General features: G+C 62.7%; 15 protein-coding genes. 10 read left to right on the forward strand and 5 right to left on the reverse strand.

Annotation, left to right across the window (positions count from 1 at the left end; all coding sequences use genetic code 11):
* The first annotated feature begins 3 nt into the window (after window positions 1–3).
* The 4 genes from kdpB to M5B44_RS19220 are packed head-to-tail and all read left to right on the forward strand — an operon-like array spanning window position 4 to window position 6,100.
* Window positions 4–2,070, forward strand: coding sequence for a potassium-transporting ATPase subunit KdpB (kdpB, locus tag M5B44_RS19205; protein ID WP_248740183.1), 2,067 nt, complete (start codon window positions 4–6; stop codon window positions 2,068–2,070).
* A gap of 57 nt (window positions 2,071–2,127) precedes the next feature.
* Complete coding sequence (kdpC, locus tag M5B44_RS19210) at window positions 2,128–2,673, forward strand: potassium-transporting ATPase subunit KdpC (protein ID WP_114884604.1); 546 nt, start codon at window positions 2,128–2,130, stop codon at window positions 2,671–2,673.
* A gap of 28 nt (window positions 2,674–2,701) precedes the next feature.
* Complete coding sequence (locus tag M5B44_RS19215) at window positions 2,702–5,353, forward strand: sensor histidine kinase (protein ID WP_248740184.1); 2,652 nt, start codon at window positions 2,702–2,704, stop codon at window positions 5,351–5,353.
* A 48-nt stretch (window positions 5,354–5,401) separates the two neighbouring features.
* Window positions 5,402–6,100, forward strand: a complete 699-nt coding sequence (locus tag M5B44_RS19220) for a response regulator (RefSeq protein ID WP_192552147.1) — start codon at window positions 5,402–5,404, stop codon at window positions 6,098–6,100.
* Here the strand turns inward: M5B44_RS19220 and M5B44_RS19225 are convergent.
* On the reverse strand, window positions 6,097–7,134 hold the full coding sequence (locus M5B44_RS19225; protein ID WP_085710784.1) for a patatin-like phospholipase family protein: 1,038 nt from the start codon (window positions 7,132–7,134) through the stop codon (window positions 6,097–6,099). The genes M5B44_RS19220 and M5B44_RS19225 overlap by 4 nt on opposite strands.
* A 218-nt stretch (window positions 7,135–7,352) precedes the next feature.
* Between M5B44_RS19225 and M5B44_RS19230 the strand changes: the two genes are divergently transcribed.
* The 3 genes from M5B44_RS19230 to M5B44_RS19240 all read left to right on the forward strand — a co-directional run bounded on the left by M5B44_RS19230 (window position 7,353) and on the right by M5B44_RS19240 (window position 9,392).
* Entirely contained in the window at window positions 7,353–7,631 is a 279-nt protein-coding gene (locus M5B44_RS19230) for a hypothetical protein (RefSeq protein WP_007963692.1), read from the forward strand.
* A gap of 77 nt (window positions 7,632–7,708) precedes the next feature.
* Window positions 7,709–8,476, forward strand: a complete 768-nt coding sequence (locus tag M5B44_RS19235) for a CHAD domain-containing protein (RefSeq protein ID WP_248740185.1) — start codon at window positions 7,709–7,711, stop codon at window positions 8,474–8,476.
* A gap of 121 nt (window positions 8,477–8,597) precedes the next feature.
* Entirely contained in the window at window positions 8,598–9,392 is a 795-nt protein-coding gene (locus M5B44_RS19240) for an acyl-CoA thioesterase (RefSeq protein WP_248740186.1), read from the forward strand.
* Between the two features lies 1 nt (window position 9,393).
* On the opposite strand, the gene M5B44_RS19245 is transcribed toward M5B44_RS19240, so the two are convergent.
* From M5B44_RS19245 to M5B44_RS19255, 3 genes are all read right to left on the reverse strand, one after another.
* On the reverse strand, window positions 9,394–9,759 hold the full coding sequence (locus M5B44_RS19245) for an Mpo1-like protein (protein ID WP_119429646.1): 366 nt from the start codon (window positions 9,757–9,759) through the stop codon (window positions 9,394–9,396).
* A 144-nt stretch (window positions 9,760–9,903) separates the two neighbouring features.
* Window positions 9,904–11,385 carry a methyl-accepting chemotaxis protein gene (locus M5B44_RS19250; RefSeq protein WP_248740187.1) on the reverse strand — a complete coding sequence of 494 codons (1,482 nt, stop codon included), beginning with the start codon at window positions 11,383–11,385 and terminating at the stop codon, window positions 9,904–9,906.
* Between the two features lie 108 nt (window positions 11,386–11,493).
* Window positions 11,494–12,300, reverse strand: coding sequence for a TatD family hydrolase (locus M5B44_RS19255; RefSeq protein ID WP_248740188.1), 807 nt, complete (start codon window positions 12,298–12,300; stop codon window positions 11,494–11,496).
* A gap of 237 nt (window positions 12,301–12,537) precedes the next feature.
* Here M5B44_RS19255 and M5B44_RS19260 point away from each other — a divergent pair, with 237 nt between their 5' ends.
* The 3 genes from M5B44_RS19260 to M5B44_RS19270 all read left to right on the forward strand — a co-directional run bounded on the left by M5B44_RS19260 (window position 12,538) and on the right by M5B44_RS19270 (window position 15,059).
* Window positions 12,538–13,959, forward strand: coding sequence for a transglycosylase SLT domain-containing protein (locus M5B44_RS19260; protein ID WP_119429643.1), 1,422 nt, complete (start codon window positions 12,538–12,540; stop codon window positions 13,957–13,959).
* A gap of 106 nt (window positions 13,960–14,065) precedes the next feature.
* Window positions 14,066–14,500, forward strand: a complete 435-nt coding sequence (locus M5B44_RS19265) for a DoxX family protein (RefSeq protein WP_085710777.1) — start codon at window positions 14,066–14,068, stop codon at window positions 14,498–14,500.
* Window positions 14,501–14,750: 250 nt separating this feature from the next.
* Window positions 14,751–15,059, forward strand: a complete 309-nt coding sequence (locus M5B44_RS19270; protein ID WP_114884582.1) for a class I SAM-dependent methyltransferase — start codon at window positions 14,751–14,753, stop codon at window positions 15,057–15,059.
* Window positions 15,060–15,062: 3 nt separating this feature from the next.
* Here the strand turns inward: M5B44_RS19270 and greB are convergent, their stop codons facing one another.
* The gene (greB, locus tag M5B44_RS19275) at window positions 15,063–15,560 is read right to left on the reverse strand and encodes a transcription elongation factor GreB (RefSeq protein ID WP_003226818.1); all 498 of its coding nucleotides are present in this window, start codon (window positions 15,558–15,560) and stop codon (window positions 15,063–15,065) included.
* Window positions 15,561–15,574: the final 14 nt, after the last annotated feature.

Below are 15,574 nucleotides of genomic sequence, written 5' to 3' on the forward strand. Positions count from 1 at the left end.
ATCATGAATATGCATGTTCCAGCTTCAAAACCTGCGGTAGCTGCCAAGTCGGCAGAAGCGCCCAAAACCGCGATCAGCGCCCTGTGGCGCCCGGCGCTGGTGCAAGCGTTCGTCAAGCTCGACCCGCGTCAACTGGTGCGCTCGCCTGTGATGCTGGTGGTCGAACTGACCGCGATTTTCACCACCGTGCTGTGCTTCATTCCGGACAACGTCGTGCCGACCTTCGTTGCGGCGCAAATCGCCCTGTGGCTGTGGTTCACCGTGCTGTTCGCCAACTTCGCCGAAGCGCTGGCCGAAGGTCGCGGCAAGGCCCGCGCCGACAGCCTCAAGGCCGGCAGCGAAGGCCTCAGCGCCCGGCGCAAACTGGCCAACGGCAGCTTCCAGGTGGTGCCGGCCGCCAGCCTGCGCAAGGGCGATGTGGTGCGCGTCGAAGCCGGGGAAATGATCCCCGGTGACGGCGAAGTCATCGAAGGCATCGCGGCGGTCAATGAAGCGGCGATCACCGGTGAATCGGCTCCCGTGATTCGCGAGTCCGGCGGCGACCGTTCTGCGGTCACCGGCAACACGCGACTGGTGTCCGACTGGCTGCTGGTGAAGATCACCGCCAACCCGGGCGAGTCGACTCTGGACCGTATGATCGCGCTGGTCGAAGGCGCCAAACGCCAGAAGACCCCGAACGAAGTGGCGCTGGACATCCTGCTGATCGGCCTGACCCTGATCTTCCTGCTGGTGGTCGTGACCCTGCAACCGTTCGCCCACTTCGCCAACGGCAGCCTGCCGCTGGTGTTCCTGGTGGCGCTGTTGGTCACGCTGATTCCGACCACCATCGGCGGCCTGCTGTCGGCCATCGGTATCGCCGGGATGGATCGTCTGGTGCGTCTGAACGTGATCGCCAAGTCCGGTCGCGCAGTGGAAGCGGCGGGTGATGTGCACGTGTTGCTGCTGGACAAGACCGGCACCATCACCTTCGGCAACCGTCGCTGCAGTGCGGTGTATGCCGCGCCGGGTGTGAATGCCCGTGAACTGGCCGAAGGCACGCTGTTCGCTTCGCTGGCTGATGAAACCGCCGAAGGCAAGTCCATCGTCGAGTACCTGCGCGGCTCCAGTCCGCAGCCGGAACCAGCCCCTGAAACCCTGACTGCCGTACCGTTCAGCGCGGAAACCCGCTTGTCCGGCGTCGACTATCAGGGCCGTGTATTCCGCAAGGGCGCGGTGGATTCGCTGCTGGCCTTCCTGGGTCAACAACGCAAGGACCTGGCGCCGGCGCTGTCCCGGGAAATCGACAAGATTGCCCAGAGCGGCGGCACGCCATTGCTGGTCTGCGCCGACGGCAAACTGCTCGGTGCGATCCATCTGAAAGACGTGGTCAAACCGGGCATCCGCGAGCGTTTCGCCGAGCTGCGCAAACTGGGGATTCGCACGGTGATGGTCACCGGCGACAACCCGCTGACCGCCGCCGCGATTGCCGCTGAAGCAGGCGTCGACGATGTGCTGGCCGAAGCCACACCGGAGAAAAAACTCGCCCGCATCCGTCACGAGCAGAACGACGGTCGTCTGGTCGCGATGTGCGGCGACGGCGCCAACGACGCGCCGGCGCTGGCCCAGGCTGACGTCGGCATGGCGATGAACGACGGCACGCAAGCCGCGCGCGAAGCGGCCAACATGGTCGACCTCGACAGCGACCCGACCAAGCTGCTGGACGTGGTGCAGATCGGCAAGGAATTGCTGGTGACTCGCGGCGCATTGACGACCTTTTCCATTGCCAACGACGTGGCCAAGTACTTCGCGATCCTGCCGGCACTGTTCGCTGCGATCTACCCGCAACTGGGCGTGCTGAACATCATGCATTTGAGCAGCCCGCAGAGCGCGATCCTGTCGGCCATCGTCTTCAACGCCCTGATCATCGTCGTGCTGATCCCGCTGGCCCTGCGCGGCGTGCGGGTGCAGGCGGCGAGTGCGGCGGCGCTGCTGCGACGCAATCTGCTGATCTATGGCCTGGGCGGGATTCTGGTGCCGTTCGTGGGGATCAAGGCGATCGACATGCTGTTGACGGCGTTGCATCTGGTTTGAACCTGAACAGCGGTGTGCCGGGCACACCGCTTCAAGCACGAATTCGAGGATTTTGAAATGTCCACAATATTACGTCCGGCCCTGAGCCTGCTGGTGCTGATGACCCTGGTCACCGGCGTTGCCTATCCGCTGGTCGTCACCGGCGTTGCCCAGGTCGCCTTCCCTGAGCAGGCCAATGGCAGCCTGGTACGCGATGCCGAAGGCAAGGTGCGCGGCTCGTCCCTGATTGCTCAGGATTTTGTTGGCGATGCGTGGTTTCATCCACGTCCGTCGGCCGGTGCCTTTGCCACGGTGTCGAGCAGCGCAAGCAACCTGGCGCCGAGCAATCCGGCGCTGGCCACTCGGGTGATCGATGATGCCAACAAGCTGCTGGTGCCCGGTCAGGGCCCGGTGCCGCTGGCGCTGCTGACTACGTCCGGCAGCGGTCTCGATCCGCACTTGCCACCGGCCGCGATTGCCTATCAACTGGCGCGTGTCGCCCATGCACGCAACTTGCCGGTGGCGACTTTGCAGCAGTTGCTCGACGCGCACATCGAACAGCCGCTGGTGGGCCCGCCGGTGGTGAATGTGCTGGCGTTGAACATGGCGCTGGAAAAGCTGTAATGAATCCTTCAGGAAGAGAGCTTCAAGCATGAGTGACTCCGGCCGCGCCGACGCGCTGTTAGCAGAACTGCCCCGCGACGGACGCGGCCGGCTCAAGGTTTTTCTCGGCGCCGCGCCGGGCGTGGGCAAGACCTTCGCTATGTTGCAGGCCGCCCACAGCCAGCTGCGTCAGGGCGTGAAAGTCATCGCCGGTGTGGTCGAAACCCACGGCCGCGCCGAAACCGAAGCGCTGCTCGGCGGCCTGCCGCAATTGCCGCTGGTGCGTTCTGAATACCGTGGCGTGACGCTGGAGGAAATGGACCTCGACGGCCTGCTCGCAGCAAAACCGAAACTGGTGCTGGTCGACGAACTCGCCCACAGCAACGCCCCCGGCAGTCGCCACGCCAAACGCTGGCAGGACATTCAGGAACTGCTCGCCGCCGGCATCGACGTGTACACCACGGTCAACGTCCAGCATCTGGAAAGCCTCAACGATCAGGTGCGCGGCATCACCGGCGTGCAGGTGCGCGAAACCCTGCCGGACTGGGTGCTGCAGGAAGCCTACGAACTGCTGCTGATCGACCTGCCACCCCGGGAACTGCTCGAGCGCCTGCGCGAAGGCAAGGTCTATGTGCCGGAGCAGGCCCGGGCCGCGATCGATGCGTTTTTCACCCAGACCAACCTCACCGCGTTGCGTGAACTGGCGATGCAGACCGCTGCTGCGCAGGTCGACAACGATCTGGCGCAGGGCTATCGCAAGCTCGGTCAGGCCGCACCGGCAGTTCGCGGTCGCCTGCTGGTCGGCGTCGATGGCAATGCCGATGCCGAACGATTGGTGCGCCATGCCAGTCGTGTGGCCCAACGCCGGCATTTGCCGTGGAGCCTGGTGCACGTCGACAACGGCAGCGTGCGCGATGAGCAATCGCGCCTGCGCCTGCAAGGCGCGCAGCAACTGGCCGAACGCCTCGGCGGTGAAGTGGTGCTGTTGCGGGCCGGCGAAGTGGCGAAGACCCTGATTCAGCATGCAACCGAGCGCCGGGCCAGTCTGGTGCTGGTCGGCCAGTCAAGGCCGAGCCTGCGTCGACGGCTGTTCGGCGGTGGACTGGCGGCGCGTCTGTTGCGTCAGTCCCACGGCCTGGAAATCAACGTGCTGGACAGCGATCACGAGCAGCACGCGCCACGCCTGCGGACGGCGCCGACGCTGGTCTGGTTCGACTATGCGTTGGCGCTGGTGGCGACCATTCTGGCCAGCGCGCTGGCGTGGGCGGTGTCCAGCGTATTGCCGTTGCCGAACATCTCGCTGGTGTTCCTCGCGGCAGTGTTGCTGGTAGCGGTGCGCAGTAGCCTGGGGCCGTCGCTGGCCTGTGCGGCGCTGTCGTTCCTGACCTACGACTTTCTGTTCATTCCGCCGAATTTTTCCTTCGCCATCCAGCGCGAAGAAGACGTGCTGACCTTGCTGTTCTTCCTGCTGATGGCGGCGCTCACCGGCAATCTGGCGGCGCGTCAGCGGCGGCAATTGCAGGCGTTGCGCGATACCCAGGAAGAGACCACCGAGCTGCTCGACCTGTCGCGCAAACTCACCGCCGCCACCGATCGTCAGGCTGTGGTCAGCGCCGCCGCACAGCACCTCAATGGCTGGAGCGATCTGCAATTGTGCCTGCTCAACCGCGACGGGCAGGGCGGCTGGAAAGTCGAGACCGGCGGGCCGTTGCAGTTTACTGAGTCCGAACGCGCCGCCGCCGACTGGGCCTGGCAACACGATCAACCGGCGGGCATGGGCACCGGCACCTTGCCGTTCGGGCGTTGGTGGTGGTGGCCGCTGTCGGTGGAAGACGGGCCGCTCGCACTGCTCGGTGTGTGTGCCAAAGAAGGTCAGACATTGAGTGGCCAACGCCGCCGCTTGCTGACCGCCCTGAGCCAGCCGCTGGCTCAGGCGCTGGCCCGGGCGCAACTGGCCGATGATCTGGAAGCCGCGCGCCTGCACGGTGAAACCGAACAACTGCGCAGTGCCTTGCTGGCGTCGGTGTCGCACGACTTGCGCACGCCGCTGACCTCGATGCGCGGCAGCATCGACAGCCTGCTGGCCCTCGGCGAAGCGATCCCGCTGGAAGATCGCCGCGAATTGCTCGAAGGTACCCGCGATGAAGCCGAGCGTCTCGACCGTTATATCCAGAACCTGCTGGACATGACCCGTCTCGGGCATGGTGCGTTGAAACTGGCGCGGGACTGGGTGTCGCCGGCAGATATCGTCGGCAGTGCGCTCAATCGTCTGCGCGCGGTGTTGTCGTCGTTACAGGTGAGCACCGATGTGCCGGCCGAGTTGCCGCTGCTGTTCGTCCATGCCGCGTTGATCGAACAGGCGCTGGTGAATGTGCTGGAAAACGCCGCACGATTCTCGCCGTCCCACGGCCGTCTGCAACTGCGCGCCGGGGTGGATGACAGTGAGGTGTTTTTCTCGGTCAGCGATGAAGGGCCGGGGATTCCGGTCGATGAGCGAGCGAAGATTTTCGACATGTTCTACACCGCCGCCCGGGGTGATCGTGGCGGGCAGGGCACCGGCCTGGGGCTGGCGATCTGTCAGGGCATGGTCGGCGCCCATGGCGGGCGGATCAGCGTCGGCGACGGCATCGACGGACACGGCACCTGCATCACCCTGCACCTGCCTTTGCAGACGCAACCGGGGATGGACGGTGAAGCCTGAATCCGCCTGCGCTACTCTCTTGCCAATCTTTTGTGTTGATGTGAACTCATGACTCAGACCGCGACCATTTTGGTCATCGACGATGAACCGCAGATCCGCAAGTTCCTGCGCATCAGCCTCGCCTCGCAAGGCTACAAAGTGCTGGAGGCCGGCACCGGCGCCGAAGGCCTGGCCCAGGCGGCGCTGAACAAGCCCGACCTGCTGGTGCTCGACCTCGGCCTGCCGGACATGGACGGCCAGCAAGTGCTGCGCGAGTTTCGCGAGTGGGCCACGGCGCCAGTGCTGGTGCTGTCGGTGCGGGCCAGCGAAGGACAGAAAGTCCAGGCGCTGGATGGCGGTGCCAACGACTACGTGACCAAGCCGTTCGGCATTCAGGAGTTTCTCGCCCGGGTGCGAGCATTGTTGCGTCAGGCGCCGACCGGTGAAGCGCAGCAAGCGGCGTTGGCGTTTGGCCCGCTGACGGTGGATCTGGCCTATCGCCGGGTGCTGCTCGACGGCGTCGAAGTCGCCCTGACCCGCAAGGAATACGCGGTGCTGGCGCAACTGGCGCGGCATCCGGGGCGGGTGATTACCCAGCAGCAACTGCTCAAGGACATCTGGGGACCGACCCACACCGAGGACAGTCATTACCTGCGGATCGTCGTCGGTCATCTGCGGCAGAAACTGGCGGACGATCCGACCCGGCCACGATTCATCGTGACCGAGGCCGGTGTCGGCTATCGATTGTTGAACGAGAACAGCGTTTAGCTCTGTTCGCTCTCATAACGGTCGAGAGTGTCCCGGGCGATCTCCCGGCCCAGTGCGATCAGCTCCGGCGCCTTGTAGAACTCGAAAAACCGGCAGACCCGCTTCGGCACGTTGATCAGGATGTCCGGCGGATACCCGGCGATCTTGTACTGCGCCAGCGAGGTCTGCATCACCTCGAAACTCTGGTTGATCAGATCCAGCAACGACGCCGGCCCGACGTTGTCGACGATGAACGAACCGGTGGCGGATTTCGGCGCACCGTCGCGTTCGGGGGCGGCAGCCGGTTGCTGGGTTTCGGGCTCCGCACCTTCGACCCATGGATTGATCTCGGCGGCCTCGGCACGCAGCGCTTCCTGTTCCAGTCGCAGCAGTTGCTCGGCTTGTGTGCGGCGGAACGGCATCTTCGAACCGAGTGAACTGATCAGATTGTCGAAGCGGCTACGAAACGCGGCAGGGCGTTGGATCACCGGCAATTTGTAATGGCGCTGGTTGGTCGAGTTGAGATTGACCGCGATGATCAGATCGCAGTGGCTCGACACCACCGGCACGATCGGCAATGGATTGAGAATGCCGCCGTCCACCAGCATCCGGTTGCCCTGCATCACGGGGGTGAACAGGCTGGGAATCGCCGCCGAGGCGCGCATCGCCTGATGCAGGCAGCCTTCCTGAAACCAGATTTCCTGCTGGTTGGTGAGATCGGCGGCGACCGCCGTGTAGGGGATGCGCAGCTCTTCGATGTTGATCTCGCCGACGATCTTGCGGATCTGGCCGAAGACCTTTTCGCCACGGATCGCGCCGAGGCGGAAACTCACGTCCACCAGCCGCAGCACATCGAGGTAATCCAGGCCTTCGATCCAGCGTCGGTACTCGTCGAGTTTGCCGGCCGCGTAGATTCCGCCGACCACAGCCCCCATCGAACAACCGGCAATGCAGGCGATGTCGTAACCACGCCGTTCGATCTCCTCGATGACCCCGATATGGGCATAGCCCCGGGCGCCACCGGAGCCCAGCACCAGTGCGACACGCTTTTTCATCAGACTTCCTCCCCGACAGGTTTCCACAATGCACCCATCGAGGGCCGGGCTACAATCGTCAGGGTCGTTCGGGGTGGCGCTGGCGTCGTTATTTCGATACTTCATGACCCGCTGGCGTTATCTTTTGCCGTGCGGTGGATTCACGGGGCACAAGGCACTTTTTCACCGCCCCAACGTCTTAATTGCACGACTGTTGACCTATCTTTGAGGTGTAAGTGATGAAAGCCTGGATCTGTGTGCCCTTGATTGCCCTGGCATTGGCCGGTTGCGCCGGCAAGACGGCCTACCGCGACAGCTGCGGCAGCCAGCTCGATGCGGCATGGCATGAGCTGGATCTGGCCAAGGCCGAGGGTTTTGCCGGCACGGTCAGCTACTCCAAAGCCCTGTCGTTGCTGACGGCGGCCAAGACCCAACAGCAATTCGAAGGTTTCGAAGGTTGCAGCAACAAAGCCGAGAAGGCGCGTTTCTACATTCGCGAATCCCGCGCCGGGCGCTAAGCTGCTGACGTAGCGCAAGTGCAAGTGCCTTGCGCAGGTACACACTCATGCAGCGCCATTGAATTCAGGAGCAAATAATGTCTGCGTTGGTCGACCGGTTGGTGGCTCATGTCCTGAGCCTGGAAGTCAGGCTGCTGGCCTGTCAGGCACGTTTGACCGCCCGGACCGACCCTGAGGCGCTGCATGATCTGCGAACCACCGTGCGCCGCTTGCGCAGTCTGTTGCGGCCATTGCGAGGTTTGCCCGGTGTCGAGCAACTGGAAGTCGCGGCGGCCGGTGTCGGGCAAGTGACCACGCCATGGCGCGACCGCGAGGTGCTGGCGGCGTACCTGCTCGAACATGGTCAGCCTGAAGCCGCGCAGCGGCGCATGGCGCAGATGGCCGAGGCTTATCCGGCATTGGCGGCCAGTGCGGAAGTGGCTTCGCTGCTGATGATCCTCGATGCGTTTCCGCGTTTCCTGCGGGCGTCCCAGCGCCAGGGACTGCTCGATGATCTGGACAAACGCATCGAAAAACGCCTGGGCAAACAATGGAAGAACCTCGACGTGGCACTGCACGATCCGGCCCACGACCGCCATCGTCTGCGCCTGCTGATCAAGCGTGTGCGCTACGGTATCGAGGCTTATCCCGAACTTGATCGCCTGCCGAAAGCGGCGCTGGCTCGCCTGAAGTCCGCACAGGGCGCACTGGGTGACTGGCACGATTGCTGGCAATGGCTGGCAAAGGCCGAACAGGAAGCGGATCTGCAACCCTGCGTCGCCACCTGGCAGGCCACCATGATCAAGGCTGAAAGCAAGGCTGACCGGGTGCTGGAAAAACTAAGTGCCGCCTGCTTCAAATCCTGAATCCCTCTACGGCACGGCGCGGCTGTCTTATCTGTCAGTCTCTTTGACCGGAATGGACGCTGCGCCGCTCTGCCGCGCTGGTTAAGATCCGGTCATTCCCTTTTTTGTGTCCGAGGTTTCCATGCGCTTCTGCGATCTGATCGATGCTGTCCGCCGTCAACCGGAGGTCATCATTCCGGCCGAGTGGGGCCAGGGTCGGGCCAGTTTTGGCGGGTTGGTTGCCGCGCTGCAATTTGAAGTGATGCGCACGCGGGTGCCAGCCGAGCGGCCGGTGCGTTCGCTGGCGATTACCTTCGTCGGGCCGGTCGAGCCTGAAGTGCCGGTGAGCTTCGAGGTCGAGGTGTTGCGCGAAGGCAAAGCGGTCATTCAGGTGCTGGGACGCGCCGTGCAGAACGGCCAGGTGGTGACGATGGTGCAAGGCAGCTTCGGTGCTTCGCGTCCTTCGGAAGTGGCGGTTGCAGCCTATCCGGCACCTGAGATGAAACACTGGGACGACTGCCAGGAGCTGCCGTACATCAAAGGCGTGACCCCGGAGTTCATGCGTCATCTGGCCATGCGCTGGAGTGTTGGCGGCATGCCGTTTACCGGCATTCAATCGCGGCTGATGGGCGGCTGGGTGCGCTTGCGTGGGGATGTGAAGGAAGAGCCGGTCAATGAGGCGCACCTGTTGGCGCTGGTTGATGCCTGGCCGCCTGCATTGTTGCCGTATCTGAAGAAGCCGGCACCGGGCAGCACGCTGACCTGGACCATCGAATTCGTTCAGCCTTTACACGATTTGAGCACGCTGGACTGGTGCCAGTATCTGGCGGACATCGAGTACGCCGCCGACGGTTATGGTCATGTCGCCGCCAAGCTGTGGAGTGCGCAAGGCGAGCTGATCGCCATGAGCCGGCAGACGGTGACGATCTTCGCCTGACTCAATGCCGGCGGTGGCGTTCACGCCAGGCGCGATACCAGCCGCCACTGAGCAGAAAGCGCGGGAAGGTCAGAAACTGCTCGACCAGCAGGCGCGATACCGCGTCTTTGCGATCACTGAACGGCTCGGAGGCTTGCGCCTCCAGGCTGTGGCCGTGGCGCTGCAGACCCAGCGCCGCGACGATCCCGATCACACCGATGGCTACGCTGGCCAGACTCAGACTGAACACGCCCGAGACGATCAACAGAAACGCGACGATGAACAGCGGCACGGCGATCAGGTGCAGCACCAGATTGGTCGGGTGCTGGTGATTGGCCGGGTACGCGCGCCATTGCCAGGCGGGAAGGTTGGGGTGACGTTTGCCCATGTTGCTGCTCCTCATTCCATGTTTGGTTCATGGTTGAAGAATAGGCCCGAGCAGGGAGGGCGGCGAATCAAGGTTGGCTATTGCCGCGATAGGCGTCATCGCCGGATTCGATGTTCCCGGTCTGACGCCATCACCAGCAGTCCTTCAAAGTTTCAACTGACCAATTGCCTTGTTGAGCTCACCGGCCAGCGTCGCCAGCTCATTGCTGGTGGTCGCCGATTCCACGGTCTGCTGCACGGTGTTCTCGGTCACATCACGAATGCTCACCACCGCGCGGTTCATCTCTTCGGCCACCTGGCTCTGCTGTTCCGCCGCTACCGCAATCTGCGTGTTGCTTTCGCGCATCTGCGCCACCGCGCCGGTGATTTCCGCCAGCGCTTCGCCGGCCTCTTGCGCCTGCTGCACGCAGTCGTCGGCCTTGTACGAACTCTCCTGCATGAAATCCACCGCATCGCGGGTTCCAGCCTGCAACGCCGAGACCATGGTGGTGATTTCATCGGTGGAAGTCTGCACGCGTTTGGCGAGGTTGCGCACTTCGTCGGCGACCACCGCGAACCCGCGACCCATTTCCCCGGCGCGGGCCGCTTCGATGGCAGCATTGAGGGCCAGCAGATTGGTCTGCTCGGCGATGCTGTGAATCACGCTGACCACGCCGTTGATCTTCTGGCTGTCCTCGGCCAGGCGCTGGATCATTTCGGCGGTCTGTTGCACGCCGCTGGACAGGCCGGCGATCGAATGCTGAACGCGGGTGACGACTTGCTGACCGCTGCCAGCCAGGCCATCGGCGGTCTGTGACAGATCACGAGTGGCGCCGGCGTGCTGGGCGATGTGGTAGACGGTAGCGGTCATCTCGTTGATCGCCGTGGCCGCCTGATCGGTTTCGCTCTGCTGGCCGAGCATGCCGTGGCGCACCTCGTTCATGCTCGATGCCAGCCGCGCAGCACCGACGTCCAGTTGTCGTGCGGTGTTGGCCACGGTGGTGACCACGCGCTGGTAGCCGGCCTGCATCGCGTTGAAGGCATTGGCCATCTGACCGACTTCGTCCTTGCAGGCCAGCGGCACCCGCGCCGAAAGGTCGCCGGTTTTCTCCACGTGCAGCATTACATCCTTGAGCGTGTTGAGCTGGCTGAGCAGGAAGCGGATCAGCAGCTGCGAGGCACCGAGCATTGCCAGCATCAGGATAAACACCGCCACCGCGTAGTTGGCGAAGCGTTCGCTGAACACCTGGCTGAGGCTGGGGGCGTAGGCGATCACGGCGACCTGCTGGCCATCGGCACGGCTGAATACTTCGGCGCCGAGCAGCGGGTTTTCTCCGAACAACGGCAGATGACTGATCTCGATCCAGCCGTTGCTGTCGGTGATCTCCAGCAGCGGCTGATCGTTGAGGCGCGGCGCTTCACCGCGTTTGAACGTCAGCACTTGATCGGATTTGGGTAGCGCCTGTCCGGCCGGCCAGGCCTTGAGCAACTGCGTCTGGGCCTGTGCGGAGGATTGCGCGGCATGGCTGCGGGCCTGTTGTTCGAGCTGTACCGCGTACAGCACCAACAACAGGGTGGTGACAAAGGCGACCGCGTTGACCGCCCAGAATTTGTATTTCAGCGAGATATTGCTAAGCCAGGCACCCATGGAGGTCTTCTCTGATAGCGGAAACAGTTTTGGCAAGGTGCCAGCATTGTGCCGCTACGCAGGTGTCCGGATCTTGATATGCGTCAACAAGTGATGCATCTGCCTCGGTCAGGGCAGGGTGGGTAAACCGTAGAAAGCTCGGGCGCACGCAGTTGTGTGGGCCGCCAGATCTTCATCGGTTTCGCCCCGATGCAACGCTACTTCACGCAGCACTTCGGTCAGATACGCCGGCTCGTTGCGCCCATTCTTCGGCTTCGGTCGCAGTGTGCGCGGCAGCAGATACGGCGCATCGCTTTCCAGCATCAGGCGACCGCGTTTGATCTCCTTCACCAGCGGATGCAAATGGGTGCCGCGACGCTCATCGCAGATCCAGCCGGTGATGCCGATGTGCAGGTCCAGATCGAGGTAGCTGAACAGCGCTTTCTGCTCGCCGGTGAAGCAATGCACCACGGCGGCAGGCAATTGATCGCGGAAGTCACGGAGGATTTCCAGCAGGCGCTGGCTCGCGTCACGTTCGTGCAGGAACACCGGCAGTTGCAGTTCCACGGCCAGGGCCAAGTGTTCTTCGAGGACTTTTTCCTGCTGCGGGCGCGGGGAGAAATCGCGGTTGAAATCCAGCCCGCATTCACCCACCGCTACCACGTTCGATTCTTTCAGCAGACTGCGCAGACGCCGTGCGCTGTCAGCGTTCCAGTCACTGGCCGAATGTGGATGGATACCGGCAGTGGCGAACAGTCGCTGGCCGTCCGGATCCAGTTGCCGGCACAGTTCCAGCGCCTGTTCGCTGCCCTCGACGCTGGTGCCGGTCAGCACCAGTTGGCAGACCCCGGCAGCGTAGGCGCGGTCGAGCACGGCCTGGTGTTTGTCGGCGAAACTGGGGTTGGTCAGGTTGACGCCGATATCGATGAGTTGCATGGTGCTACCTCGGGCCGAAGGCCGGAAAGCATATCAGAGCGGTAGATTTAAAAGAAAAGCCAAGAACTACAACGGCTTATGGCTGTCTGTTGAGGCCGCGAGGCAACACGGGTTGGCAGAATTGCCATCACTGTGCCAGTCTCTCGCACTTTATCAGCGCTTCAGGCGCTCTGTTTTCGTCGGTGTTTTGCGACCGTTCAGCGGCAAAAAACGCCCCGTATTCTTTCCGGAGAGTGGATGGTTCGTCCCTCGGTTTTGCTCCTGCTGTGTGGTTCGTTGCTGCTGCCGATGACGGCGGTTGCGCGCCTGCCCGGGCCGCTGCAAGCCGTGCCGGCCGCCAAGGTCCGCGACCTGACCGAGATTCGCAACAGTCGCGTGCTGCGCGTATTGGTCAACCAGAGCCGCAACAGCTCCGGCGAAGTCCAGGGGCAGACCATCGGCGTCGAATATCACCGTTTGCGCGCCTTCGAGCAGTACCTCAATGGCCACGCCCGCGACGGCCAGGAAATCACCCTCAAGATCATTCCCAAAGCCAAGGATCAATTGCTCGGCGCGCTACAGCGTGGCGAAGGCGATCTGGTGGCCCCGGGCGAATTGCTCGACCTGCAACCGGGTCATGCGGTCGCCAGCAGCGAGCCGATCGCCAGCAATGTGCCGCTGGTGCTGGTCGGCATCAAGGGCGAGAAGCGCTACACCAAGGTCGAGCAACTGGCCGGCAAAACCCTGGCGTTGCCCACCGGCAGTGCGGCGGGGGAGGCGGTCAGTCAGCTCAACCAGAAACTGGCGCTGCACAAACTGGCGCCGATCAAGATCGAATGGGTCGATCCCACGTTGGCCGTCGAGGATGTGCTGGAAATGGTCCAGGGCGGCATCTTCCACCTGACCATCGTCGAGCAACCGATTGCCGAGCGCTGGGGCAAGATCTTGCCCAAGCTGCGTTTCGACCGGCAGCTGATGATCAGCGAACCGGGCGAGGAATACTGGTTCGTGCGGCGCGATGCCGCGATGCTGCGGGCGAGCATCGACCGCTTCCTGACCGGCTACAAGACGCCGTCGAACGAAGACGCCGCGTTTCTGCGGATCTACCGTCGTCTCTATCAAGTCCACTATCCATTGGCCAAGGCTGACCGCCAGCGCCTGGAAAAACTGCGTCCGACCCTGCAAAAGCATGCCGAAGCGCAGAACATGGACTGGCTTAACCTGGCCGCGCTGGCGTTCAAGGAATCGGCGCTGCAACCCAGTGCGCGCGGTGGCGGTGGCCCGACCGGGCTGATGCAGATCACGCCGTCCGCCGCGCAGCGGGTCGGTGTCAACAACATCCAGAATCTCGATGCGAATGTGCAGGCCGGGGCCAAGTACCTGGCGATGATCCGTCGCAAGTTCTTCAATAGCCCCAAGCTCAACGAGCGCGAGCGCATGGCGTTCACCCTGGCCGCCTACAACATCGGCCCGGAACGTGTGCAGGGCATGCGTGCCGAAGCCCGGCGCCGCGGGCTTAACCCGAACCAGTGGTTCTTCCAGGTCGAACGCATTGCCATGGAGCAGGTGGGGATGGGCGCCGTCAGCTATGTTAATAGTGTGAACAAGTATTACTTGGCGTTCGACCGGGAGCGTGAGTCGTTGGAGCCCCGGGGACAGAAAGTTGTCTCACGCAAATGATCAAATAAATTGATTGTTATGGCGGAATATTTGCGCTTTTAACATAAATTTAACTGATTAATATGGCGGCCAACCAACAAGCACTTCTCCAACAAGGAATACAAACATGAGCTCTCTGATCAACAAGGTCCTGTTCACCCGCGCTGGCTACGGTCTGACCATTCTGCGCATTGCTGTCGGCGTGATCTTCGCCGCCCACGGCTCGCAAAAACTCTTCGGCCTGTTTGGTGGCTACGGCCTGGCCGGCACCGCGCAATACATGGAAAGCATCGGCCTGACGCCTGGTTACCTGATGGCGACCCTGGCGGGCGGTACTGAATTCTTCGCCGGTCTGGCATTGATCATCGGTCTGCTGGTTCGCCCGGCGGCACTGGGGCTGACCTTCCTGTCGCTGGTGGCGATCTTCACCGTGCACATCAGCAACGGTCTGTTCATGGCCAACAACGGTTACGAGTTCGCCCTGGCTCTGCTCGGTGGCAGCCTCGCGGTAATGATCGAAGGCGCCGGCAAACTTTCGGTAGACCGCGCCATTGCCGGTTGACCGCTCTGGCTCAAGCAAAAGGCCCGCATTGTGCGGGCCTTTTTTGTTGCGGCTGATTCTTGACACTCGCTGGTCACGTTCTCTAGGATGCCGCTCATGCGCCGATTTAAACAGCTACTTGCGGGGCGCCAGGTGACTATTCTTCAGTTGCCGTCAGAAGCCGGAACAGGGCTTCGAAATACCGCTAAAGCGCTGGTTCGGTGTTGCCTCTCACCTGCCATGCAGACTTTTGAGGCAGAGACACGACACGATGAATGCACTTCGCCCTCCAGCACGTCCCGCGCCGATCACGGCGCATATCACCCAGCGCAACCCAAAAATCCTGCTTGGCGGCAAACACCAGCCGACGCTGTTGCGTTATCTCGATGGCTGGCCACGTCGCAGCGGCGGTCCTGCCGCATTCCTGATCCAGTTCGTTGAAGATGGCGAGTCGCTGGCGCGTTTTGCCGATGACAGTTTCGACCTGGCGGTGATCCAGTCGCCCAGCGCTGAAGACGCTCCGGAAATGATCCGTCAACTGACCCGCGTTGCCCGCCAAGGGCTGATTGCCCGGCGCTGAGTGTCAGGGATAGTCGATCGCCACGATGTAAACGAATTGCTCGCCGGTTGGCGTCTGGACCCTCACTTCGGCGTCCAGCGCCTTGCCGATCAAGGCCCGTGCCAGCGGCGAGTCGATGCTGATCAGGCCCAGTTTCAGATCCAGCTCGTCCGGGCCGACGATGCGGTAGCGCGACTGTTTGCCGTCCTCATCCTCGATGGTCACCCAGGCGCCGAAGTAGACCTTGTTCGGATCGCTCGGTTTTTCGCTGACCACTTTCAGCGCCTCGAGGCGTTTGGTAAGAAAGCGCACGCGGCTGTCGATCTCGCGCAGCATCTTCTTGCCGTAGGTGTACTCGGCATTCTCCGATCGATCGCCCTGAGCCGCCGCTTCGCTGACTGACTGCGTCACCTGCGGACGGCGTACGTGCCACAACTCATGGAATTCGGCGCGCATCCGCGCTTCACCTTCGGGGGTGATCAGCGCGGTGCCAGCGGTGCGGGGAGGGCGATAACGGCTCATGGCAACTTCTTGTG

Origin of the sequence: Pseudomonas sp. MWU12-2029, from assembly GCF_023242425.1 — a bacterium.
Taxonomy (GTDB): Bacteria; Pseudomonadota; Gammaproteobacteria; order Pseudomonadales; family Pseudomonadaceae; genus Aquipseudomonas; species Aquipseudomonas kribbensis.